This is a genomic window from Paenibacillus glycanilyticus (assembly GCF_051200795.1).
GTDB classification, from domain to species: Bacteria; Bacillota; Bacilli; order Paenibacillales; family Paenibacillaceae; genus Pristimantibacillus; species Pristimantibacillus glycanilyticus.
Genome location: NZ_CP195155.1, coordinates 1,429,319 through 1,452,385, shown reverse-complemented (window position 1 = coordinate 1,452,385; position 23,067 = coordinate 1,429,319). Strand labels below are relative to the sequence as shown.

Here is a 23,067-nt window from a genome sequence, read left to right as displayed (position 1 = left end):
ACCAAGCGAGAACGGCCGCGTCTGCCTTCGACAGCCGGGCAAGTTTCATTCCGCTTGAATCTAAGCTATGATAGAAGATAAAAGTGATTAATACTTAGAACTTAAAGATACACTGGAGGGAACTGTACATGAAAAAAATCGGATTTATCGGTCTTGGCGTGATGGGTTACGGCATGGCTGCGAACCTGCTTCGCAGCGGCTTTGAGGTTAAAGTGTACAACCGGACAGCCGGCAAAGCCGGCGAGCTTATCGCTTGCGGGGCAAACGAAGCCGCAACTCCGGCCGACGCTGTGCGTGAAGCCGAAATTGTGATCACGATGATCAGCAACGACGCGGCGATCCGCGAAGTTTATTATGGGGAAAACGGGATTTTTGACGCAGTCCGTCCGGGCACCATCCTGATTGACAGCAGCACGATTTCTCCATCCCTCGCTCTAGAGCTTACGGAAACAGCAGAGTCGAAAGGCGCATCTTTCCTTGATGCTCCGGTTACGGGCAGCAAGCCGGCGGCTGAAGGCGGCACGTTGACCTTTATGGTTGGCGGTCCCGAGAAGACCCTGAAAGAGGTCGAGACGGTTCTGACCGCTATGGGCCGCAAGGTGATCTACATGGGCGCTAACGGCAGCGGCGCAACCGCAAAGCTTGCGCATAACACCATCGTTGGCATCAATATGGCGGCCCTGGCTGAAGGCATGGCGATCGCGGCAAGCGGCGGCATCAACGGCAGCGCGTTCCTCGAGCTTGTCCAATCGGGCGGCGCAGCAAGCCGTACAGCCGAGCTGAAGGGCGAGAAAGTGCTTGCCAGCGATTATGATGTCCAATTCTCCCTCGCGCTTATGCTGAAGGATCTCCGCCTCTCCTCCGTGCTGTCGGATGGCCTGAAGGTGCCTACGCCAATGCTGGAAGCGGCAAAAAGCCTATTCCAAATCGGCGACTCCATGGGTCTCGGCGAGCTCGACATGAGCAGCGTGACGCAAGCCTACGAGCAATGGATCGGCCGTAAGATCGGCGATAAGCAGTAATAAAAAAGTGTAATTAATTATGGCCATGCAGTTCCTTGCATGGCCACTTTTTTAATCCCTTCTTGCCTTTGAAATGAACAGGTTAATGGCAAACGGAGCATTTTAATGATTCTGTAGAAGCAGTGTTTATGCTTACGAAGCAGCTTTCTTGCAGAAAGCTATCAAGCGTTCGCTTTTGTGAAGGGATTCCAACCATACCTCTTTGATTCAAGGGAAATCCCTGAGCAATGGCGATCGGAAGAACATTAATATGCACAGTTTGCTGTTTAACCTAAATACAAAGGGGCCGTCCCATCGTCATATTTATGACGAATGGGACGGCCCCTTTTTCAACCAATGCTATTCGTAGATGTAAGAGCAGCAGTAGTCGGATACAGCGGCTACTTGAAGCTTGAACTTCGTGTTGGCCGGAACGGTGAACTCACCTTTACCTTGAATGTGTACCCACTCTGTTTCCCCAGGAAGCAGCACCTTCAGGTCGCCAGCCAAAATCTCCATAATCTCAATGCAGTCCGTGCCGAACTCGTAGTCGCCAGGAAGCATAATGCCAAGCGTTTTTTTCGTGCCATCCGCGAACAGAACAGCGCGGCTAGTTACTTTGCCGTCAAAGTAAACATTAGCTTCTTTGACAACCGTTACGTTTTCAAATTGCGACATTGTATGGTTAGCTCCTCTACGCCAAATAGCTTATTAAATTACAGTACCGATTTCACTTTGCTTACTACGTTCTCAACAGTGAAGCCGTACTCTTTGATTACGCGGTCGCCAGGTGCGGATGCGCCAAAGCGGTCGATACCGATAACCACGCCTTTGTCGCCAACGAAACGATCCCAACCGAACGGATGAGCCATTTCGACAGCAACGCGAGCTTTAACTTCAGGCAGGATAACGGAATCTTTGTACGCTTGATCTTGTTTATCGAACAGATCCCAGCTTGGCATGCTGATTACGCGAACTTGGATGCCCTCTTCAGCGAGCGCTTTTTGAGCCGCAACAGCCAGTTGAACCTCGGATCCTGTAGCGATGATCTGAGCCTGTGGAGCACCGTTTGCAGCATCGGATACCACATACGCGCCACGCTTCAGGTTCTCGCGAACGCCTTCAACCGTACCTTCCAGTACAGGCAGGTTTTGACGAGTCAGAACAAGCGCTACCGGATTGCTTTGGTTCTCAACGGCATAAGCCCAAGCTGCGGAAGTTTCGTTTGCGTCAGCAGGACGAATAACGGTCAAGTCAGGAATGATGCGGATCGAAGCCAGCTGCTCGATTGGTTCATGCGTAGGACCGTCTTCGCCAACGGCGATCGAGTCATGCGTCAGAACATAAGTAACCGGTTGTTTCATGATAGCTGCCAGACGAATTGCCGGACGCAGGTAGTCGGTAAATACGAAGAACGTACCGCCGAATACTTTCATGCCGCCATGCAGGCTCATGCCGTTCATAGCTGCAGCCATACCGAACTCGCGAACGCCGTAGTAAATGTTGCGGCCGTCGTAGCTGCCCGGTTTGAATTGTGCCAAGCCTTTCAGGTGAGTCATTGTCGAGCTCTCAAGGTCAGCGGAACCGCCAGCCAGAGCAGGTACGTTGTGAACAAGACCGTTCAGAGCGTTACCCGAAGCTACGCGAGTCGAGAGCGGCTTGTCTTCCGTCGTGTATTTAGGCAGGTCTTTATCCCAGCCTTCAGGCAATTGACCGGAAGTCGCCAGCTCGAATTGAGCTGCAAGCTCTGGGTATGCTTTTTTGTAAGCTTCAAACTGCTCGTTCCAAGCAGCGTTTGCTTTCTCGCCGTTCTGCTTCACTTCAGCAAAGTGAGCGCGAACTTCGTCCGGAACATGGAATTGATGCTCTTCGTTCCAGCCGTAGAATTGTTTAGTCAGCTTAGTTTCGTCAGCACCCAGCGGGGAACCGTGAGGACCCGCATGTCCGCCTTTTCCGCCTTTGTTAGGGCTGCCGTAGCCGATAACGGTTTTAACTTCGATCAAAGTCGGTTTGCCTGTTTCCGCTTGCGCTTCAGCGATTGCTTTAGTCAAAGCGTTCAGGTCGTTGCCGTCTTCAACGCGAAGAACTTGCCAGCCATAGCCTTCGAAACGTTTTTGAACGCTCTCGGAGTACGACAGGTCAAGCGCGCCGTCAAGGGAGATATCGTTCGAATCGTACAGAACAACCAATTTGCCAAGCTTCAGGTGGCCTGCGAAGGAAGCCGCTTCATGGGAGATGCCTTCCATCAAGTCGCCGTCGCCGCAAATGGAGTATGTGAAGTGGTTAACAACATCAAAGCCTTCTTTGTTGTAAGTAGCAGCCAGATGAGCTTCTGCCATCGCCATACCTACAGCCATAGCAACGCCTTGTCCAAGCGGACCGGTTGTTGCGTCAACGCCAGCCGTGTGGCCGAATTCCGGGTGACCCGGAGTCAGGGAGCCCCATTGACGGAAGTTTTGCAGCTCTTCCAGAGGAAGATCGTAACCGCTCAGGTGGAGCAGGCTGTAAAGCAGCATCGAACCGTGTCCTGCGGACAGAACGAAACGGTCGCGGTTAATCCAAGTCGGGTTCGACGGATTATGCGTCATGTTTTTCGCGAACAGCTGGTAGCCCATTGGAGCTGCGCCCATTGGCATGCCTGGGTGTCCGGATTTAGCTTTCTCGATGGAGTCGATTGCCAGCGTACGGATCGTGTCGATCGACAGCTGTTCAATCGATTTTTGTGTAACTGTCATTTCTTACTTCCTCCTAATTCCTGTTTAAAATTGCTCTGTCTCTCTCTATATATCTGGATATAGCGCGAGTTGTAGCGCAAAGGCTTTGAATATTGTACCATTCCGAAAACCCGTTTGCCATCCTTAAAATGGAGAAAGGCTAGAGCATTTATTGGATTAATTGAAAACGACCGTTTTGTTCTGATGCACAATAATTCGGTCTTCGGTATGCCATTTCACGGCACGCGCGAGAACAACCCGTTCGATTGTGCGTCCGATTCGTTTCAATTCCTCTACATTGTCGCGGTGACTGACGCGCTGAACGTCTTGTTCGATAATCGGACCGCCGTCGAGTTCCTCCGTTACATAATGTGCCGTTGCGCCGATGATTTTAACACCACGATTATAAGCTTGCGCATAAGGCTTGCCGCCAACGAAGGCCGGAAGGAAGGAATGGTGGATATTGATAATGCGGTTCGGGAACTGCTCGATGAATTTCGGCGAGATGATCTGCATGTAACGGGCAAGAACAATCAGATCGGCCTTGTCCGCAACGATCTCCATCTGCTTGCGCTCCGCTTCCGCCTTGGTATTCGCAGTAACCGGAATATGGTGGTAAGGAATGCCGAACGACTCGACCATGTCCTTCATATCCGGGTGGTTGCTCACGACCATCGCAATATCCGCGTCCAGATCGCCCGCTTTCCACTGCCACAGAAGCTCCATCAGGCAATGGTCTTCCTTGGAAACAAAGATCGCGAGACGTTTCTTGCGGCTCGCGCGGAACGTATGCCATTTCATATCGAAGCGGTCCGCCACGCGGGCGAAATCTTCAACAAGAATCGGAAGCTCCTTGTCCATATCATTCAAATCGAATTCAAAGCGGATAAAGAACATGCCGCCTTCCGGATCCATCGTGTATTGGTCCGATTGTACAATGTTCGCACCATGCTCGTACAAGAAATGCGAAACCGCCGCCACGATACCCGGTCTGTCCGGGCACGAGATCAGCATGCGCGCGCGTCCGCTGCGCGACTCAGTAGTAGATGAAGACATAAACGTTAAAACTTCCTTCCTTTTGCAATGGTTATCTTAAAGCTTGGTTACACCGTTTTAAGTAACTGCTTGCCGGCGAACCATGCCGTAATCCGTTTGTTGATTTGTTCTTCGGTCAAATCGCCCGGAAGCGCGTCGCTTTCGGCCAGAAGATCGAACAGGCGCTCCATTGGCTCGCGCGGATCCGCTTTTTTCGCCTTGGCATCGTTCTTCAGAACGTCCCAGGTCGATAATACGAACTGGCGAGGATCAATTTCCTGCTTGCCATAGAAGTGATGCAGACGTTCTACATGGTCGAAGAACGACTCGCCAAAGCGCTCCATCGCATCGCCGCGGAGCAGCGCGATTTCCGCTTCGTACATCGGGAACTGCTTCTTGTCATCCTTGCCGATCCATGGCGTTTCCAAAATAAACGGACGGCCCGCCAGAGCTTCGTGATGAACGATTCTATGAATCGCCTCATGTCCAAGCCAGCCGGCACCTACGGGAGCATGGCGGTCTTTGCCCGCGCCTACCGGGTTTTTGCTGTCATTGACATGGACAACCGCAACGCGGTCAAGTCCGACGGTCTGATCGAATTTTTGCAGCACGCCGTCCAGATCATTGATAAGATCGTAACCCGCATCGTGCATGTGGCAGGTATCCATGCATACCGTCAAACGGTCGTTATTCTGCACTTTATCGATAATTTGAGCAAGCTCATCGAAGCTGCGGCCGATCTCCGTACCTTTGCCGGCCATCGTCTCCAGAGCGATGTTAACGTTCGTATCTTTTGTGCCTTCCAATACTTCGTTCAAGCCTTCGGCAATGCGGGCGATGCCGTACTCGGCATCCTTGTCCGTATAGGCGCCCGGATGCAGAACGATATTGCGCACTCCGATATAATCGGTACGGCGGATTTCCTCCTGAAGGAAGCGGACGGCAAGCTCAAAGGTGTCGTCCTTATAGGAGCCCAGGTTAATGATGTAAGGCGCATGCACGACAATCTCGTTGATGCCTGCCTGCTCCATCATTTGTTTGCCTTCTTCAATATATAAAGTTTCGATTGGCTTTCTCCGTGTATTCTGCGGTGCGCCGGTATAAATCATAAACGAGCTGGAACCGTAGGATACGGCTTCTTTGGCCGCGGTAAGCAGCCCCTTGTCCGAAAATGATACATGGGAACCGATTTTCAACATCTTTAAACGCCCCTTTCGGTTGATCAACCCTTATTTTACAAGGAATGTCGAAATAAATCTAGGAATACGGTATAATTCTTCCTGAGGTGAAGGTACAGTATGAAATCAGCTCCCGATTGGTTTATGTTTTTCATCATTTTCTGGGCGGTCGTAATGGTCGGCGCTATGGCCATCGGCGGTTTCTTCATGTTCCGCAAGTTTTTGAAGGTGCTGCCTCAGCGAGACGGCAAGTCTAAGCTGGACTGGCAAAACTACTGGGTCGAACGGAGCCGCAGCATGTGGACCGACGAATCAAAAGGATTTCTGGACGAGCTTGTCTCTCCCGTTCCGTCCGCTTTCCGGGATATCGCCAAGCATTCCATTGCCGCGAAAATCGGTCAGGTCGCCATTGACAACGGAGCTTCGGAAGTAACGCGGGATCACTGCATCGAAGGATACATACGCGCAACGCCTAAGCGTGACTATCGAAGCCTTGTTTCTTTCCTGGAACGCAAGGGAATCGACTACGATCCCTTTCGGCATTTGCTCAATAAATAAACAAAAGAGCAACGGGCTGCTTCAGAACAGGGGCAGCCCATTGTTTAATCCTTATGAATAGTGTTTACAAATCTATTGGAACCTTAAACGGATTATTTCGTTATAAAACATATAAACAGCTTGTACACGGCTGTTTGTATGTTCATTCTTCAGCTAATGCTTTCAGGAGGTGCTTCTATGACAACTATGAAAACGAAAAAGAAGAGCAGCTTAATCGCGGCTAGCGCCGTATTGCTCGCGGTGATGATGACCGCATCGGCATGCGGTTCGGACAAAGCCAATTCAAACGGCAATGAACAAGGCTCGTCGGTTGAACAACCGGCCAACGCTTCTCCGGAGAACACAAGCAATAATACAACTGACAATAATACGGGAAATAGCCAGTCCGAAGGGCAAAACAACGGAGTGGCGGATACGGGAACGGCTTCGCCGGATACGGATGCAAGCGCAGCGCCCGATGACAGCGCCGTTAAGACAAACGAAGGCGTCTTTGTCGGACAAGCCGACACAACCTCTGTTGAAATCGACCTGCCGAATGGACCGATGGTGCTTCAATTTACGGACGATCTGACGGACAAGATTAACAGCATACCGCCAGACACAAAGGTACAGTTCGACTATACCGAAAAGGTCAGCGGCGATGTAACGCAATATTTCCTGAAGAAGCTAGAAGTCAAATCCTAATGAAGGACGGATGAACAATGCGCGTTGCGGTAACGGGAGGAACCGGCTTTGTTGGCCGGGCGCTGGTGAAGGCACTGCTTGAACGGGGCGATGAAGTTACTGTCGTATCCAGGAAAGGAACGGCTTCCGCTTCACCTCGGAATACTAAGCTCCATGATATGACATGGGACGAGCTTGCCGCATCGCCTCAGCGGCTGGAGGGCACGGATATGATCGTAAATCTGGCCGGCGAAAGCATTAACCAGCGTTGGACCGAAGCTTCCAAGCAGCGTGTTCTTCAATCCCGGATAGTTGCCGCAGCGCGTATTGCCAAGCTTGTAACCGAACTGAACACCAAGCCGGAGGCCGTGATTAACGCCTCCGGCATTTCTGCATACGGCAACTCGTTAACGGCTACGTTTGCGGAAGACAGTCCAATGAAGGTAACCGACTTTTTGTCCGGCGTTGTGGAGCAGTGGGAGAAAGCTGCCGATTCCATCCCCGTAAAAAGGCTGGTTAAGCTGCGGGTAGGCGTCGTGCTTAACCGGACCGGCGGCGCGTTCCCCCTGATGAGTCTGCCTCACCGGCTATTCGCCGGGGGGCGGCTTGGAAGCGGTTCGCAATGGCTGTCGTGGATTCATCTGGAGGATCTGGTCCGGCTGATTTTGTTCTGCATGGATCACCGCGAAATTGAGGGGCCGGTAAATGCCTCGGCTCCCGAACCGGTTACGAACGACCGATTCGGACGCGTGTTAGGGAAGGCTTTTGGACGACCGCATTGGCTGCCAACACCAGCCTTTCTGTTAAAGGCCGTACTCGGAGAAATGTCCTCCCTGCTTCTCGAAGGGCAACGCGCCTTGCCTCGCAAAGCCTTGGAAAACGGCTTTGCGTTCAAATACCCGACGATCGAAAGCGCAATGAAGGAAATAAGCCAAGCATAAAATAAAAGCAGAACAAGCCGAAGACGAGAGGTTAACCTCTCGTCTTCAGTTCGTATTTGGGCCCGTTGCTGCCGGCCAGCTGAATAACATCCCCTGCGCTAAACGGATAGGACTTATACGGAATCATGACCTCGCCGTTCAATACGCTTCCGTTTCGCGATCCCAAATCCTTCGCGAGGTAAGCTCCGCCGTCCCGCGCAAGCTCCAGATGAAGCCTGGAAATGCCATGGGCTTCTTCTTCATAGCTAACCTGCTCTCCTAACCGGCCTATCGTAAACGTCTCATCCCGCCACTCAATCCAGGAACCGCCGCCTGCCCACTCCCGGTATAAGGCCTGACCTTTCGGTCCGGCAGGGTCCATGTCCCTCTCTGCCAGCAGTACCGTCGCTTCCGCCATTGCCGGCTGGCTGCGAAGATCAGCCGTATTGCTTGCAAGCGGGTGGAGTTCCGCTTCCTTTCGAATCACCGGTGCCATCTCTTCATGCTCAATATCCTCATACCGCGGCCACATGCCTAGCGGCCGGGATTCCGGAACAAAATCCTCTTCTCCCTCTCCGTCCCCTTCCTTGGCAAGCAGTCCGGCCGGAAGCCTGCGCGACCAAACCATATAAAGAGCGGCTATTCCCATAAAGGTTAAGCCTAGGCATATATAGAGGCTGCTTCGGGAATGCGAGGATAAATAAATATATTTCCATACGCAAGCAACGGCTATGGCCACAACAGCTGCCGTTACCCATATTTTTTTTCTTGCCGCATCGGAATCCTGCTCCTCAAGCTCCACAAGCGGAATATCTTGAGCGGTTGGCGCAGATGCCGCTTTTGCCGCAGGCTTTAAACCAGCAGCTCGCGGCTTTGCTTCGTAACTTGCCTTAGGCACGATATCGTCTGCTTCACTGTCAGCAAAAGCAACTGCCGGTAAAACGACGGGAATACGCTCCGGAGCCTGCTTCGGGCCTGCTTGGATAAAAGCATCCCCAATTAATCCGAGAAGAACGGATCTTAGCTCGGATAGAGGCCATTTGCTGCCGTTAAGCGTCTGCAAGATACGTTGGAGGCCCACTCCGTCAATATCCCGAATATACGCGGTCCACCTGACTACAAGAGAAAGCAGATCCCCTGCGCCTGATCCGCTGTCACGCAATCCGTCCTTTAAAGGCAGATAAGCAACGCAAATATCGTTCAACTGCTCGCCTACAAACAAATATTGGTCATCAAGCAGACAGCCTTCGGGACGCAGCATATAATGCTTGCACTCCTCGAATGCTTCGACGACGCCAAGCAAAAGCGTATAAAATTGCTCCATCGAAAGCGGCTGGACCTGCAGGCGGTGCAGCAGCATTTTTCGCCCTGCCAGGGCATAACGGAAGGTGACACACCCGTCGATCTCCAGCCATTCGACTGGCAAGAGATGCGGAATTTTGCCCGACTGCAGCATCTGCAGCTCAAGCTCATCCAATTCATCCCGCACAATGCCATCCTTCCGGTCGACAATCATTTCATGCCCTCGGTTCATGGAAAAATCTATTCTGAACGGCTGCCTCACGAATACTCCTCCTTTCGATTAACCCGATATCATCCATAAAGTTAAAGCTCCCGGGGCCACCGCCAGCATAAACGGAAAGGTCCGTCCATTTTTCGCCCATGCCAGCCACGAAGAAGCATTCGGCCGTCCTCCGAAACGAAGGGAAAAGAACGTATACATGCCCGCCGTCATTTTTCTGGCAAACGGTCTATGGAAAACTAGCAGGACTAGTCCCACCAGCCCCGCGTACAAGATGGCGTACATCATAAGCTGGAGCACGGCCAATGCGCCAAGCCAAGCTCCCAGTGCAGCAAACAGCTTAACATCACCCGCGCCGATTCCTTTTGCCAAATGAAGAATCAGCAGCGGGACAAATCCTGCCGCCGCACCGTAGACGGCGAGCAAAAGTCCGTGACCCCCACCGGCGAACAAGGCATAGACACATCCTCCTGCCAGAAAAGGAACCGTAAGCAGATTAGGAATAGTCATCGATTTCAAATCGGTATACAATGCGGCAAGCAAGAGCAGTCCTGCAGCCAAAAGCTGTATCGTCATGACGGAGAGTCCTCCTTCTTTGTTACGTTAAAATGCATCGACACCGTTTCTCCAGACGCCGAGGTTGCGGTTAATTCCCAGGTTCCCGGAGTCGTATTGCCGGACACCAGCCATGTCCATTGCACATAACCGTTTGCATCCGCCGTTGCGCTGCCAAGATGCTTTGCCGTGCTTGTGCCGCTTTTATAATTGACCGTAAGCGAGGCTGACGCACCCGGAGAGGTTAATGCTATAACGGTTGCTTTGTTCCCGGGATGCAGCGGAACCGGCTGAATGGAAACGATCTGGATAGGCGTTACGTCAGCAGCGGCGGTTTCTTCCTTCGCAGGCGCCGCATCGCTGACCCAAACCCGTTCGGATGCCTGCTCTCGCAATACGATCTTTCTGTTTAAGAACGGCAAAGATAAAGGAAACTCGTATTCCGCTTCAATCGTCAAATATGGCACCTGTTTTTCCTTCAGATCCGGCAAGGACAGATGGGATAGGCCCAAGCGCTCCTTTTCCAGCACCGCTTCATCCGCGAATTGCCGAAGCAGCGGCTCGACGGCGGTCCTCCCCAGCTCGGTAGTCGCCGCATCCGTGACCGGCTGCCAGTTTCCTTCAAGAGCCGCCGAAGCTAACGCGTCTGCGGGAGCCGGCAGCCACCCTGCCGCCTCCTTCGCTATTGCTCCTCCCCAATCGGGCAGCTTCAGACCGATAAAACCAAGATCGGGAATGGAAGAGGAAGCTTTTTGAAAGGTTAGGTCGGCTGGGCGAATATGCGTCGCGATCTGCCGGACCGTCTGGGACGCTGCAGATTGAAGGGCCATTTGCACGGCGCATAAGCGGATCATCGTAATGAACAGCAGCAGGATCATCAGGAGCAGCGGCATGACAAGCGCCGCCTCAAGCACCATGCTGCCGTTCTCGCCGCCCCCGGCTTTTCCACGCCGCCTAATAAGACCAGCCAATCGTTTGAACGGTTTCATACTTGCCGCCAACAACCTTTCCTTGCAAGGATCCAAAATGCTGGACGATGTCCATCACGCCCGGTAAAAACCACAGCCTGGCAGAGGCCTTTATTTCTCCCGTTAAAGCAGTCGGAACCTTGGACAAAGTAACCCCGTCGTTATGTTCAATAACGGCAATCATCCTGGCTAAAGCGGAAGGCCGGTTGGCTCCCCCGTGGCCCAGCATGAACAACCGCAGGTAATCCGTGTAGGCAACATCCACGTTTATATATTTGGATAACGGAGCCGCTCCGCGTTCGGTAAAAGCGGCCATATCCTCCATTGTTTTTTCCAGGCCGTATGCAACCGAACATGACAAGATCAGGAGGGGATGGGCGGCGGGCCGGCAGGCAGACAACCCTTCCATCGTCCGGATCGCCATTCTAACTCCGATTAATTCGCCATAAGCGGTGGCCAAATTCGCCGTTGGACTATGAAACCCGTAAATGACATATTCCGCTTCCTGATTGCTGAATGCGACGGCATGGGCAAGCTCGTTCGTATCGCCGCTTGTAAGCAATGCCCTCAGATTTTGCGGCGCAAAGGAAGCAAAATGCGAAACCGTATATTCCGATAAATAGACGGAGTCTCTGGTTTGCTCCAGCATATCGGCAATGCCGCCAAACAAACCGCTCATGGCGGATGCCGCTTCCTCCGCCTCCTCATGCGCATCCTGCGCGAGGGCAAGCCCTTCCGCTTCGGCGCCGGCAGCTTCCTGATTGAATAAAAGATTGTTCTTATATCGCTTTTCGATATCCTGAATGACTTGAAGATGTTCCTCGCTCTGGGGAACCGATGTCATTCCGTGAAGCAAGCGGCGAGCTTGGGACCATAGCTCCCCCGCCTTTGCCTCTTGTGCCTGGCGTTCTTTTTTCAGCTCCTTATCGGTCAGCTTCTGCTCCCGCTCGTCGAGACTTGAGCCTTTGCGCACGTAAGCCGCTTCATACTGCTCATAAGCAATCCGAAGATTAACGGCTCCCTCCTTGATCTGCTCGTTGGAGAGATTGGGAACGGCAAGGCCCGCTGTCAGATTGGCAATAAAGCCTCCTGCTTCCATTTGCAGCGAAGCAAACACCGTGGCCTGATCCGCAATCTCCCCGTTATATTCGGCAAACCAACCGTCCGGCAAAATAAGCTCATCTGTCAGCTTCCGGATCTCCTGCATATCGTTTTCCGGCGCGGTATCCATGACGGGGGTAACGGTATCGACACCCACGAGATTTTTGCCGGTTACGCGGTCATAACTGCTGCTAGAAGGAGCATTTGCCGTCTCCTGTTTGATGCGCTGCATGTCCGCGTTAACCTGCTTAGCCTCGTTGATTGCTTTGACCGCTTCCTGCTGCAGCTTATCATGCTGCTTCCTGGCCTTATTAAGCTCCTTGGACATACCGTCAGTCCAACCTCTCGCTTTTTCCGCGTAAGCCTCGATTTGATCCGAATATTTCGGTTTCTTGCCCTGCTGAACCAGCTGTTGGTCGGTCATGACCCAATTCGCGTACTGGGCGTAATCGCCGGCAAGCCTAGCGGCATTCTCGGTGCCCGTGGCGAGCTCCAGCGCTTTGGTCGGAATAAGGCCCGCTATGCCGCCAACGGTTTCCGCGGCCTGGCGTTGCAGCTGCAAAGCTGCAGCCAGCTTTTCCTCCCGTTTGTCATACAGCTTCCGAAGCTCCTCCAGCATATTAACCGTAACGGTTGCTTCTTTCATTGCTCCGGAAAGCGGGGCAAACTTGGAGGCCAGCTCCAAGGCGAAATCGACCGGAGCTTTATATTTCATCTCTTCCAGTACCTGCCGGGAAAACACCTCGTGCTTTCCCAATACTTCCGCGTTATCGATATGCGCCGATTGGAGCTCAGCCTGTACCAGCTTAAAGGTTCCCTTCTGCCGGGAGAATGTTCCCAAATTCGCCTGAACCGTCTGTTCAAAAATGTCATTGCTGTCCGTCCCTCCCCGCCCAAACAGCCCATACCGTTCATACAGCCGATTATCGTAAGCGGAAAGAGCGGAACGGACGCCGGATCTGGCAGCATCCTCGGTAACCTTGTGCAATACCGCCATTCTTGCGTAATCGATGAGTACCGCGGAGAATAGAAGCAGACCCGACAATACAACCGCCGAAAATATCGTTATCGAACCGTAAGATGTCGATGGCTTATTCACGGCTTGCCTGCTTTCCCGCCGCCGCTGTATGCCGTCAGCGTTTTTCCGGCCTGCTGCTTCGACGTTCCGCTGCTGAATTTGGCGGTGTAATACCGCACCGTATCGACATCCCGGATAAACTGAACCGGATCAACGATGCTGGCCGCCGCAACCGTCTTGGGCTCGGACAGCCCGAGCGTAAGCTCAAGCGGAGCAAGCGACACCGGCTGCATCAGCTTTACCGTTACTTCCCGCTTGAGCAGGCTGTTTGCGTAAGCGATATTCCCTTGAAACGGCAGCTCCGCATCGCCTGTAAGCCAAGCCGATGCTGAATGCAGCTTCGTGCCTGCAAGCTCCAGCTTATCCGTATCCTGCGCCCCTGGCAGTTCCAAGGTTACATCCGTCTGGTCAGCCGTTATTCCAAACAACGAGCCAAGCATGAAATCTCCTCTCACCCGCCAGTACAAGCCGTCATACTGACCGGTTGTCAGCATCCCGTTACGGGCATTGCGGTGACTGTTATCCCAACTGAACGAAGCCCTTTCCGCCGTCTCGGAGGCGGAATAATAGAGCACCGCTTTCTGATAGATATACATGCTGAATAAGAGAAACATAAGAATAAGCAGAAAGATAACCGGGAACACCAGCGCGGATTCCAGCGTAAAACTCCCTTCCGTTTGGCAAAGCCATTGCGGCAAGCTGCGTTTTCGGTTAGTTGGAGAAAATTTTGTCCGCTTCATCATCGGCTTTTCCCATTAGCTTCTCTATTAACTGGATAATCCAATCTTTAAATAGAAGAGCAATAATAATAACAACCGCAATAATCAGAATCACTTCAAGCGTCCCTAGACCGCTTTCCGAGCGCCAGAAGGAACGAACGGCTTTACCTAACTTTTTCAACATAGTAAACATCCTCTCTATTCATTGATTTAAAGGTTCAAGACATGAGCAGCATCGCCGGAGCCGCAACAAATACCATTAACACGAGCAATATGCCCACTAGCGGAAAAACAAGCTTGGAGGAAGCCTCTTCCCCGCGGGAACGGGCAACCGCCTTGCGTTTCTCCCATAAGGAGTAAGAGATTTCCCTTAAAGCAAGGACAAATTGATCGCCGCCCCTGCGATAATTAAGCAGCATGACCGTAGTAAAAATAGATACCTCCTGAACGGCGCAGCCCCGGTTGAACCGCTCAAGCGCCGTACTGAAGGACTCCCCGTTCCTTAAGGCGATAACCACTCTGTCCCACTCTTTATATAAAGGCTGCGCAGCCGGATCTTTCCCATCCAGGCAGCGGGAGAACGCCTGCAGTACCGGTTCCCCCGCGCCAACAAGCAGCATCAGCTTGCTAAGCGCTTCCGGTAGCTCGGAAACAATGGCCTGTTTTCTTCGTTCAACCATCCGGCCTGCTTCCATAAAAGGCCTGACCGGAAGCAACAAGCCTATCAGCACGCCAATCCCGATAAGCAGCGGCTCCTTCGCCAGCACGGCCAGAAGAGTGCAGCCGCACAACACGGCATAGCCGAAACCCGTAGTTTCCGCTATATGCTGTTTTGTCTGATTCAGCTGCCAATCCATGCCCTTCAGGATAATCTGCTTCGAATGGTAGCTGCTGAGCGGAAGCTGCAGATGCTCGTAAAGCTTCCCGCGTTCCAGCAGCCGGTCAAAGGGTCTAACGAGCAATAATCCCTTCCAATCCGGTTGTCTCTTCTGCAGAAGCTGCGCCAATCCGTCCCTCCCTATAAGCAGTCCCCAAAACAGCAGCAAGAGCAGTACAAGAAAAGCCATTCCACGCCTCCTATACGCGTATTTGCATAATCCGATGGATCAGCCAGAAACAAAAGGACAATACGGCAAGGCCGATGGTCAGCAGGACATATCCCCCTCCCCCGTACAAGGGTTTCATGTAATCGGGGGCAAAAGCGCTCAGAAAACCGAGGAAGGCAAAAGGAACAGCCATCATAATCCGCGCTTCAAAACGCTTTTGCGCAAGCAATACGGAAATTTCCTGTTTGACTTCAAGCTTTTCGCCGATCGTCTGCGAGGTCCGTTTCATCACTTCAACCAGATCCCCTCCGGAGCGTTTGCATACCGCAAACACGTCGGCGAATTGCGTAATATCGTCCAGGTGGGCACGCTTTGCCAGGCTGCGCAGCGCCTGTTCTAGCGGTTCCGCGTTATCGAGGCGATGCTTGATAATCTGGAATTCGAGCAGAAGTTCCGTATTCGGGTCCGGGTACAGCAGCTTGAGATCGTCAATCGTTGCCAAAAAAGCATTTTCCACCGATCGGCCGGCGGCCAGCGATGAGGCTAAGGAATACAAGGCCTCTTTGAATTGCAGTTGCAGCCTTTCCTTTCGCCGGGCAAGCAGGAAGGACTTGTACAGTCTTGGAGCAATCAGGCCTCCAGCGGCAAACAAACCGGATACGATAAAGGAATGGTAGATGAGGTAGACGGCAGCGAAAACAAGGACGAAGCCAACAGCCGCCGATCCCATAAACTGCTTATATGACAGCTGGTACTCGTTATAGTTCTGAAGCGGCTTAACATTGGTTGGCAGCTTTATGCGCCGACCGCCAGCCCGAAATGACGAGTCCCAACCGCACCATTCCAGTATCGTCCGCACTTTTGCCGCTAGAGGCGCAGCTCGAATTACGGGCATATCGTTACCTCCTCCGCAAGCTTAATGCCGGCCATCCTCAGCTTATCGGTATGACAGAGCTTATAATCGGTGCGCTTAAGCGTGCCGATCACACTCCCGCCTTCCTCGCCTTCCTCTTCAAATTGGAAAAGCGGCCGGACCTCAATCTCTCCATCCTCCATCCCGACGATCTCGCAAATTTCCGTCACGCGGCGGGAACGGTCCCTGAAGCGCGAAAGATGGATCACAATATCCAAAGCCGAAGCGATTTGCTTGCGGATGACCTGAACCGGCATTTCCGCCGCGCTCATCACCATCGTTTCCAGCCGGGACATCATATCCCTGGAACCGTTGCTATGACCGGTGGACATGCTGCCCGCATGGCCCGTGTTCATAGCCGCCAGCATATCCAAAGCCTCTCCGCCGCGTACCTCCCCAACAATAATTCGGTTAGGACGCATCCGAAGCGACGCCCGAATCAGATCGCGAATCGCAATCTCCCCTTTCCCTTCGGTATTGGCATTCCGCGTCTCAAGGGAAACAAGGTTAGGAACGCTCCGGATTTGCAATTCGGCGGAATCTTCAATCGTGACTAAGCGTTCGTCGCTGGGAATGTATTGGGACAAGGCATTAAGAAAGGTTGTTTTCCCCGTCCCGGTACCGCCGCTAATAAAAATGTTGTATTGCGCCTTCGTAAGCTGCTGCAAAAAAAACGCCGCTTCCCCGGTTAAAGCTCCCTTTGCCACAAGCTCGTCCATCGTCAGCGGCTGTTCCGGAAATTTACGGATCGTCATCGCCGGTCCCCTAAGCGCAACGGGTGGCAATACGATATGGACGCGTGATCCATCCTTGAGACGGGCGTCTACAATCGGCGAAGATTCATTGACGACCCGGTTTACGCTTGCGACAATGGACTGAATCAAATCCTCCAGCCTCTCTCTGCTCTCGAAAGCTGCGGGCAGCAGACTAAGCCGGCCGCTTCGTTCGATAAAGATCTCCGAATGATGGTTGATCATAACTTCCGTTACCGTCGGGTCATCCATAAGCGGCTGCAAAATATCAAGCCCCCGGAACGAATGAAACAGGCGCCGAACGAGCGAAGCCAGCTCCGAAGCGGTTAAAGGGCGGCTGCTGCTCCAGGAAAATACGGTTTGCTCCACTATGGCGGTTAACTGTTCGTCCGTTACCGAGCCGGAGTAATCAAGCCGGTCCTTAATCCGGTTTTTTAACTCAAGAACCGCTTCATCCGTTAGCAATTGGCGCACCTCCTTCTTCCTTCGCCAGCTGCAGGTATAGCCTTTCCACTGCTGCCATATACGGAGGCGACGCAAGAACGGCGGCTGCCCCCCTGCCCATTGCGGCCGTATCAGGAAGGAACGCGCAAGCCGGCTTGAAAATGCTCCGTCTCGAATGCAGTTGGCCTTCACTGCGGTTGACGACTAGTTGCAGCCTTGGCTCCAGCAAGCGGAAACGCTCCCCGAAACGCTGCACGCCGTACTGATAGGCCAGCTGGCTCTTGCGCTGAACAGCCGGATCCTCCGTTACCAGCCAGATCACTTCGTGGCTTAGCTCCAGTACGGACAAGTGCAGCTCATCCAGCCCTTCATCCAGATCGATAACAATCAGATCGTATTGTCCGTTTGCCGCGATCGCCCGTACTATGGCATCCGCATCCGAGGCTTGAAGCGTCAAACGGTCTTCCGGATTCGAACAAGGCAACAGATAATCCGCGCGCAAAAGCGCATGCCGCTTGCTGTGCCGCCCAAGCCACTCTCCAACCCTGTCGGGATGCGATTGGAGAATGTACAGCAGCTGGGACAAGCCCTCATCTCCATGCACCGCCCCGGACTCCAGCCATGTTTCCACCGCATTCCAGCGCTCCAGGTTGAGATAAAATATTCGCTGCCCACTGCTCGCTGCCGTATGAATAAGCTGTCTGGCCAGCGTTGTTTTTCCTACTCCGCCGGATGCTGAATAAACGGCAATGACTTGAACGGATTGCTCTCTGGCAGACGCCTGCGAAACAGGCGCCATTAAGGAAGCCATCCTCTGCAATAGACCCGGCAGCGCCTGATATTGAAGCAGTTCATGATAAAGCGGGAGCTGGCCCGGCGCAGCAACCAGCGCAGCAACCGGAACTCCCTCGGGCAAAATCCCGGCAGCGGCCTCCAGCATATAAGGCTGTGCGGCAATTCCGTGTACCGGATAACCTGACTTCAGAAACTGTACAAACGCTTCCGCATGAGTGAAGGCCGTCAGCTGCCACATTTCGCCGAACGGGCTGTCTCGCACGTAATCGGCCAGTCTTCTTACATAATCCTGCTCCTTGACCGCAATCACTAATTGATGTCTCACCTGCCTGCTCCTGCCTTTCTTCTTCCGGCAAACGCAAAAAAGCACCGTAAAAGGCGCAGTTTACCTGCGGCCTTCTACGGTGCTTCCGTATGTTTGCCGATTCCATTTATTGCATAAATATTACCACTATATCCAAATGTCCGTCAACTATCATCTGTAAAAAAAATTCTAAACTATTTCAGGATAAATGATACAAATCGTATCGTTATATGTTATAATAAGAAACGTAACGTATCTCATACATATCGAGGTACTTGAACGATAAGGAGGAGGTGAAAGTATGAAAAAAGTATGGGAAGCTCCTGCATTGGAAGTACTTGATGTTAAAATGACTTTCGACGGTGACGTTGAGGCTGAAACTTTCGGCAGACCAGGTAGAGGTAGCCATCACTACAGCTAATCATTTATTGCACAAAAAACTCGTTTTCTCTATGAGAAAACGAGTTTTTGCATTTCATAAAGAACGTAAAAAAAAGCCAACGCTTATGGTATTATCCCCTCACGGTAGACAACAAGAAAAAGACATCTGTTAAGATGAACTTACTAGTTGTTTGCCGGAGGGGATTTTTCATGGGGAAAACAGGTCGTACGAACAAAAGTTATCCTGAAGATTTAAAACTAGAAGCAGTGAGGCTGGTTACGGAGGACAACTTGGCGTACCGTGAGGTCGCGAAGCGTCTGGGAATACAAAACAAAACGCAGGTTGAGGTATGGGTCAAACGACATCGGGCAGGACAGCCCTTCGTACAAGAAGCTACGCGAAAGGGTAAACCGAAGACTAAGTTTAGCAGCGTAGAGGAAGAAATGGCTTACCTAAGAGCGGAGATTGAGTACTTAAAAAAGCGGTATCCAAATCTACACGGGGAGTGACTAGCAAAGCCATTCGTTTTGAGATCATTGAGGGAATGCGGCAAAAGTATCCGTTGCGTTGGCTTCTGAAATTTGCCGAGGTATCACGAGCAGGCTATTACAAGTGGCGGAAAAGGGTATCCGATCCAACCGCTCGTATACAGGAAGAGCGACTTCTAGAGAGGCATATCATGGCGATCCACCGACTACACCCTTACTTTGGTTACTTACGCATGAAAGTCGCCTTGAAACGCGAAGGACTGCATGTGAACCATAAACGTGTTTATCGGCTCATGAAGAAACTGGACATCCGCTCGGTGATCCGAAAGAAGCGGCGCTTCTTCGGAAAGCAGGTATCTGTTGTTTATCCCAATCGGTTGGAACGCCTGTTTTCTGCAGAGGCGCCACTGCTTAAACTCGTTACGGACATTACCTATATCCGGGTAGGAGAGCAATTTGCATACCTTTCAACTATTCTGGATCTCTACAACAATGAGATTGTTGCCTGGCAGTTGGCCGAACGAAACGACCTTGCACTTGTTACCAAAACAGTCGATGCCCTAAGCGAGAGAGCAGATCTCACCGGTGTTCTCCTGCACTCCGATCAAGGATTCCAGTACACCTCTAACGCATATAACCGCAAACTTGAGAAGCTCGGGGTCATTGGCAGCCACTCTAGACGTGGAAACTGCTATGATAATGCCTGCATCGAGTCGTTCTTTTCACATCTTAAAACGGAAAAGATTTATCTTGTTCGTCCGCAAACGATGTCTGAATTGGAACAAGCGGTCGAAGAATACGTTTCGTTCTACAACAACGAACGCTTCCAGAAGAAGCTAAACGACCGTTCCCCGGTGGAATACCGTGAAACGGTCGCAGCATAGAGTTGTCTTTTTATAGATGTCTACTTGACGGGGTTATGACCATTACGCGTTGGCCTCAGTTTGATAATTAAGCAGTTTTTTAAACGTTCCTCTGGTTTCCTGCGACAGCTGGTAATAACTCCCCTGCTGTACAATTTCACCGTTCTCCAGCACAATAACTTGGTCCGCATGCCGTATTGTAGATAAACGATGCGCAATAACAATAATCGTCATCGCTCCTCGCAGGCGGTCCAATGCTTCTTTAATCTGAACTTCATTTTCACTGTCGAGGGCGCTAGTCGCTTCATCCAGTACTAGGATGGATGGCTTTCTTAGTATCGCACGTGCAAGAACAATCCGTTGGCGCTCCCCGCCAGAGAGTCTCACGCCACGGTCTCCAATCACCGTATCCAGACCCTGCGGCAGCTTGCGGACAAACTCGTCCGAAGCCGAGAATCGGAGTGCCTCCCAAATATCTTTCTCTGTCACATCCGGCATGACGAGCTGGAGATTTTCTCTTATAGTGCCGTGGAACAAAAAAGGATCCTGAGATACATAACCGATCGACTTACGGTAACGATGCAGTCGTTCTTCATTTAGCTCGACATTGTCAATAAGCACTTTTCCTTCGTCCGGTTGAATAAGTCCCATCAGGAGATCAACGAGAGTACTTTTACCCGCTCCCGATTTTCCTACGATTGCCGTCATCCGATTTACCGGAATTCTCATATCTATTTCCCTTAAAGCTAACCGCGTAGAGCCCTTATCATAACGGTAGCTTACCTGCTCGCAAACGATGCTTTCCCGGATATGAAGCGGTGGCCATTCCTCTTTATCATCAATCAGCCGTGTTTCCTGTGCGTCACGACTTTCCTGCTGAAGCAGCGTTAACGACTGCATTGCAGGCAACTGGGTCACTATCCTTTCGAGACTGGATTGGATAGTGATAAAACGCGGCCACAAACGGGTGAAGATCAAAACGATTAACAGCAGCTGCTCGGCGGCTACATGCAGCAGAGTTAATGAAACATATACAAAAACAGCAATTAAAACAACTGATGATGATCGATATAAAAATTGCGAGTTGGCATATACCCTGGCAGCTCTCATATAATTTCTCTCGATATGGCTGCAAAGCTCGGCAAACTTACGAATATGCGAGCGCTCGAGAAGATTGCTTTTGATATCCTTGATACCATTGAAATGATCGCTTAATCCCGCGAAATAGTTTTGAAACAGCTTCGTTGTCTCTTTGCCCAGTTTCGCAGATTTCCGTACAAATTTGCGTGATACCAGAGAAAGCAGCAGACCGCTCAATATAATTATCGATGTCAGTTTTACAGAAAGCCACGTTGCAAATCCAATCTGAATCAAGGTAAAGGCTGCGGCGGAAATTAACGTTAACAGGAGGCTGATCCCGTTACTCACCCGATTCAGCTCGGTAGACAGTACCTGGTTAAAGTCCGAATTTCTTCTACCGAGGAAATACTCCCATTTTGCCTTTAACAGCGATTCATGAGTTTCCTGCCTCAGTCCTTTGATATAACGCTGCTCAATTTGGGATGAGAGGATTGTCTGATAGCGCTGCAGAAGGGCTTGACCGCCGACTAGAACCACATAAATAAGAAGTACAACGGGCAGATTGAGCGGAATATCCGAATCATTCAGTTTATCCATCACACTCGCAACGAACGGTATGTCGTCAATATCCATATCAAAGGCACCGATAATGCTCAGCAGCGGGATAATAAGAAAAATCCCAATTCCCTCCAGCGCACTTACGGCAAGCATCAGCAGAAGGAGAACATAAAGAAGTATTCCTGAAGAGGCATAAAGCTTCCGAAGAAAAATTAAAATTTCTTTCACAGTAAGCTCCTCCTTAGGTTGTCTGCCGTTTCACTTGCCGCCAGAACCAGAGGAATGGGCGGAGAGGGAAATAAAGAAAATGCATGGATTTGGGCAAATGCAGCACCGTGACGTCTTTTGAGCTTGGATATAATTTATTCCAGATGTAGAACTGCCTTTGCCTGAATGTCATCGAAGCAAGTAAATAGCGGTTATAGGCCACGGCGATTTCTTTGCTTTCCGGTTCAGGAAATAAAATAACCTTCTGCCGAATAAAGATTAGGGCAAGCTGTGCCAACCGGTGTGCTTTTGGATCCAAAGTCATGGCATATGCCTCTTCCGGCAGCAGGCTTCCGAGTAATTGGGTGGATAAGATGAGGGCCTTGCCGCCAAGTCTGGTGCTTCGGCTTGCCGCAAACAGTTGATTCACACGGTTCCAGTTCATGAATCCGCTCAGCATCCGGTCAATATCCATCAACCATCGCAGGCTGGTCCAGGCATGTCTTGTTCCATGCAATATTAAATATACAAACAGATCCTCGCTGCCAAGCGTAAAGACCGATTTATTCAGCAGACTAGACTGCCTTCTGCTCCAAAGCTCCTCAAAGGTCGGTTCAATGACCGAATCAGGATTCAAACGCCAATGCAGCTCAATCTCAATTCTCTTCTGAGGATGGATGTAGGAGATATGATGAGTTTTGCGTTCAGTATTATTTAATATTTCAGTAGATTCATCATATTGCTCGCCCCGGACATAGCCCTCCCCCAGCAAAATTTTTACGCATTTGTCCCAATCCTGCTTTGATACCAGAATATCCAGATCACCGGAAGTACGCCCCGATATATCACCATAAAGCATCGCCGCAAGCACCGGACCCTTCAGAATGAGGGAGCGTATTCCTTGATCAGCAAATTTTTCATTCATCCGCTCCATCTCTCCGCGCAGATGAAGCATTTCGAACGTATTTCTGGAATAAACCGTCTTCAGCTTATTCATCACGAAATCAGGCGTCCATCGCTGCTCTTCATTTAATTGGACCAATAATGGGTACAAAACAGGAAACGTCTCATGATACGTAACAAGCTTCAGAAATGACTGCCAGTCCAGATCCTTTGATTGCCTTATGGCTTCGCCAGCATCGATTGGGCAGTCGGATCGAAGCAAATTGAGCATAAATTTTAGTTCTTTCGAAAACGAGCTGACATCTAAAGGACGACTCATT

22 protein-coding genes are annotated in these 23,067 nt (G+C 51.3%); 6 read left to right on the top strand and 16 right to left on the bottom strand.

From position 1 onward, the window contains the following. Positions 1–107 precede the first annotated feature (107 nt). Positions 108–1,022 carry an NAD(P)-dependent oxidoreductase gene (locus ACR9FF_RS06615; RefSeq protein ID WP_373312756.1) on the top strand — a complete coding sequence of 305 codons (915 nt, stop codon included), beginning with the start codon at positions 108–110 and terminating at the stop codon, positions 1,020–1,022. Between the two features lie 339 nt (positions 1,023–1,361). On the opposite strand, the gene ACR9FF_RS06610 is transcribed toward ACR9FF_RS06615, so the two are convergent. The 4 genes from ACR9FF_RS06610 to ACR9FF_RS06595 all read right to left on the bottom strand — a co-directional run bounded on the left by ACR9FF_RS06610 (position 1,362) and on the right by ACR9FF_RS06595 (position 5,949). Next, positions 1,362–1,679 carry a pyrimidine/purine nucleoside phosphorylase gene (locus tag ACR9FF_RS06610; RefSeq protein ID WP_015842878.1) on the bottom strand — a complete coding sequence of 106 codons (318 nt, stop codon included), beginning with the start codon at positions 1,677–1,679 and terminating at the stop codon, positions 1,362–1,364. 38 nt (positions 1,680–1,717) lie between these two features. Then, a complete protein-coding gene (gene tkt, locus ACR9FF_RS06605) occupies positions 1,718–3,736 on the bottom strand; it encodes a transketolase (RefSeq protein ID WP_248758222.1) in 2,019 nt (672 codons plus the stop codon). Between the two features lie 156 nt (positions 3,737–3,892). Beyond that, complete coding sequence (purU, locus tag ACR9FF_RS06600) at positions 3,893–4,771, bottom strand: formyltetrahydrofolate deformylase (protein WP_435169840.1); 879 nt, start codon at positions 4,769–4,771, stop codon at positions 3,893–3,895. Positions 4,772–4,818: 47 nt separating this feature from the next. Further along, positions 4,819–5,949: a deoxyribonuclease IV gene (locus tag ACR9FF_RS06595; protein ID WP_127490858.1), complete on the bottom strand. Its 1,131-nt coding sequence runs from the start codon at positions 5,947–5,949 to the stop codon at positions 4,819–4,821. A gap of 99 nt (positions 5,950–6,048) precedes the next feature. Between ACR9FF_RS06595 and ACR9FF_RS06590 the strand changes: the two genes are divergently transcribed. The 3 genes from ACR9FF_RS06590 to ACR9FF_RS06580 all read left to right on the top strand — a co-directional run bounded on the left by ACR9FF_RS06590 (position 6,049) and on the right by ACR9FF_RS06580 (position 8,090). Further along, positions 6,049–6,486 (top strand): DUF2621 domain-containing protein, encoded by a 438-nt coding sequence (locus tag ACR9FF_RS06590; protein WP_435169838.1) that lies wholly within the window; start codon positions 6,049–6,051, stop codon positions 6,484–6,486. 177 nt (positions 6,487–6,663) lie between these two features. Next, a complete protein-coding gene (locus ACR9FF_RS06585) occupies positions 6,664–7,170 on the top strand; it encodes a hypothetical protein (protein ID WP_435169836.1) in 507 nt (168 codons plus the stop codon). Positions 7,171–7,187: 17 nt separating this feature from the next. Continuing rightward, positions 7,188–8,090, top strand: a complete 903-nt coding sequence (locus ACR9FF_RS06580) for a TIGR01777 family oxidoreductase (protein ID WP_435169833.1) — start codon at positions 7,188–7,190, stop codon at positions 8,088–8,090. A gap of 31 nt (positions 8,091–8,121) precedes the next feature. Here ACR9FF_RS06580 and ACR9FF_RS06575 read toward each other — a convergent pair whose 3' ends face one another. Genes ACR9FF_RS06575 through ACR9FF_RS06530 form a run of 10 tightly spaced genes read right to left on the bottom strand, consistent with a single transcriptional unit; the run spans position 8,122 to position 18,287 of the window. Further along, positions 8,122–9,633: a DUF6382 domain-containing protein gene (locus tag ACR9FF_RS06575; RefSeq protein ID WP_435169831.1), complete on the bottom strand. Its 1,512-nt coding sequence runs from the start codon at positions 9,631–9,633 to the stop codon at positions 8,122–8,124. Between the two features lie 18 nt (positions 9,634–9,651). Further along, positions 9,652–10,167 (bottom strand): A24 family peptidase, encoded by a 516-nt coding sequence (locus ACR9FF_RS06570; protein ID WP_201006282.1) that lies wholly within the window; start codon positions 10,165–10,167, stop codon positions 9,652–9,654. After that, a complete protein-coding gene (locus ACR9FF_RS06565; protein WP_127490863.1) occupies positions 10,164–11,135 on the bottom strand; it encodes a TadE/TadG family type IV pilus assembly protein in 972 nt (323 codons plus the stop codon). Before ACR9FF_RS06565 ends, ACR9FF_RS06570 begins: the two co-directional genes overlap by 4 nt. Beyond that, on the bottom strand, positions 11,101–13,314 hold the full coding sequence (locus tag ACR9FF_RS06560; protein WP_435169828.1) for a hypothetical protein: 2,214 nt from the start codon (positions 13,312–13,314) through the stop codon (positions 11,101–11,103). Before ACR9FF_RS06560 ends, ACR9FF_RS06565 begins: the two co-directional genes overlap by 35 nt. Continuing rightward, positions 13,311–14,036, bottom strand: coding sequence for a TadE/TadG family type IV pilus assembly protein (locus ACR9FF_RS06555; RefSeq protein ID WP_435169826.1), 726 nt, complete (start codon positions 14,034–14,036; stop codon positions 13,311–13,313). Before ACR9FF_RS06555 ends, ACR9FF_RS06560 begins: the two co-directional genes overlap by 4 nt. Then, positions 14,005–14,196 (bottom strand): Flp1 family type IVb pilin, encoded by a 192-nt coding sequence (locus tag ACR9FF_RS06550; protein WP_127490866.1) that lies wholly within the window; start codon positions 14,194–14,196, stop codon positions 14,005–14,007. The genes ACR9FF_RS06555 and ACR9FF_RS06550 overlap by 32 nt, the downstream gene beginning before the upstream one ends. A gap of 34 nt (positions 14,197–14,230) precedes the next feature. Next, entirely contained in the window at positions 14,231–15,079 is an 849-nt protein-coding gene (locus ACR9FF_RS06545; RefSeq protein ID WP_435169823.1) for a type II secretion system F family protein, read from the bottom strand. A gap of 10 nt (positions 15,080–15,089) precedes the next feature. After that, positions 15,090–15,953, bottom strand: coding sequence for a type II secretion system F family protein (locus ACR9FF_RS06540; protein ID WP_435169821.1), 864 nt, complete (start codon positions 15,951–15,953; stop codon positions 15,090–15,092). Further along, positions 15,944–17,197, bottom strand: a complete 1,254-nt coding sequence (locus tag ACR9FF_RS06535) for a CpaF family protein (RefSeq protein WP_435169819.1) — start codon at positions 17,195–17,197, stop codon at positions 15,944–15,946. Before ACR9FF_RS06535 ends, ACR9FF_RS06540 begins: the two co-directional genes overlap by 10 nt. After that, on the bottom strand, positions 17,175–18,287 hold the full coding sequence (locus ACR9FF_RS06530; RefSeq protein ID WP_435169817.1) for a hypothetical protein: 1,113 nt from the start codon (positions 18,285–18,287) through the stop codon (positions 17,175–17,177). The genes ACR9FF_RS06535 and ACR9FF_RS06530 overlap by 23 nt, the downstream gene beginning before the upstream one ends. A 280-nt stretch (positions 18,288–18,567) precedes the next feature. Between ACR9FF_RS06530 and ACR9FF_RS06525 the strand changes: the two genes are divergently transcribed. Further along, positions 18,568–18,687, top strand: coding sequence for a paeninodin family lasso peptide (locus ACR9FF_RS06525; protein WP_201006241.1), 120 nt, complete (start codon positions 18,568–18,570; stop codon positions 18,685–18,687). 170 nt (positions 18,688–18,857) lie between these two features. After that, positions 18,858–20,020 (top strand): IS3 family transposase gene (locus ACR9FF_RS06520; RefSeq protein WP_317980299.1). Its coding sequence is split into 2 segments (ribosomal slippage): positions 18,858–19,134 and positions 19,134–20,020, totalling 1,164 coding nucleotides; the frame shifts between segments, so codons are not numbered across the junction. A gap of 42 nt (positions 20,021–20,062) precedes the next feature. On the opposite strand, the gene ACR9FF_RS06515 is transcribed toward ACR9FF_RS06520, so the two are convergent. Further along, complete coding sequence (locus ACR9FF_RS06515) at positions 20,063–21,865, bottom strand: ABC transporter ATP-binding protein (RefSeq protein ID WP_435169814.1); 1,803 nt, start codon at positions 21,863–21,865, stop codon at positions 20,063–20,065. A 13-nt stretch (positions 21,866–21,878) separates the two neighbouring features. Then, positions 21,879–23,066: a nucleotidyltransferase domain-containing protein gene (locus ACR9FF_RS06510; RefSeq protein WP_201006237.1), complete on the bottom strand. Its 1,188-nt coding sequence runs from the start codon at positions 23,064–23,066 to the stop codon at positions 21,879–21,881. Position 23,067 lies beyond the last annotated feature (1 nt).

Coding starts and splice junctions, on each gene's coding strand:
- ACR9FF_RS06610 (WP_015842878.1), bottom strand. CDS start 1,679: ATGTCGCAATTTGAAAACGTAACGGTTGTCAAAGAAGCTAATGTTTAC.
- tkt (WP_248758222.1), bottom strand. CDS start 3,736: ATGACAGTTACACAAAAATCGATTGAACAGCTGTCGATCGACACGATC.
- purU (WP_435169840.1), bottom strand. CDS start 4,771: ATGTCTTCATCTACTACTGAGTCGCGCAGCGGACGCGCGCGCATGCTG.
- ACR9FF_RS06595 (WP_127490858.1), bottom strand. CDS start 5,949: ATGTTGAAAATCGGTTCCCATGTATCATTTTCGGACAAGGGGCTGCTT.
- ACR9FF_RS06590 (WP_435169838.1), top strand. CDS start 6,049: ATGAAATCAGCTCCCGATTGGTTTATGTTTTTCATCATTTTCTGGGCG.
- ACR9FF_RS06585 (WP_435169836.1), top strand. CDS start 6,664: ATGACAACTATGAAAACGAAAAAGAAGAGCAGCTTAATCGCGGCTAGC.
- ACR9FF_RS06580 (WP_435169833.1), top strand. CDS start 7,188: ATGCGCGTTGCGGTAACGGGAGGAACCGGCTTTGTTGGCCGGGCGCTG.
- ACR9FF_RS06570 (WP_201006282.1), bottom strand. CDS start 10,167: ATGACGATACAGCTTTTGGCTGCAGGACTGCTCTTGCTTGCCGCATTG.
- ACR9FF_RS06565 (WP_127490863.1), bottom strand. CDS start 11,135: ATGAAACCGTTCAAACGATTGGCTGGTCTTATTAGGCGGCGTGGAAAA.
- ACR9FF_RS06555 (WP_435169826.1), bottom strand. CDS start 14,036: ATGATGAAGCGGACAAAATTTTCTCCAACTAACCGAAAACGCAGCTTG.
- ACR9FF_RS06550 (WP_127490866.1), bottom strand. CDS start 14,196: ATGTTGAAAAAGTTAGGTAAAGCCGTTCGTTCCTTCTGGCGCTCGGAA.
- ACR9FF_RS06545 (WP_435169823.1), bottom strand. CDS start 15,079: ATGGCTTTTCTTGTACTGCTCTTGCTGCTGTTTTGGGGACTGCTTATA.
- ACR9FF_RS06540 (WP_435169821.1), bottom strand. CDS start 15,953: ATGCCCGTAATTCGAGCTGCGCCTCTAGCGGCAAAAGTGCGGACGATA.
- ACR9FF_RS06525 (WP_201006241.1), top strand. CDS start 18,568: ATGAAAAAAGTATGGGAAGCTCCTGCATTGGAAGTACTTGATGTTAAA.
- ACR9FF_RS06510 (WP_201006237.1), bottom strand. CDS start 23,066: ATGAGTCGTCCTTTAGATGTCAGCTCGTTTTCGAAAGAACTAAAATTT.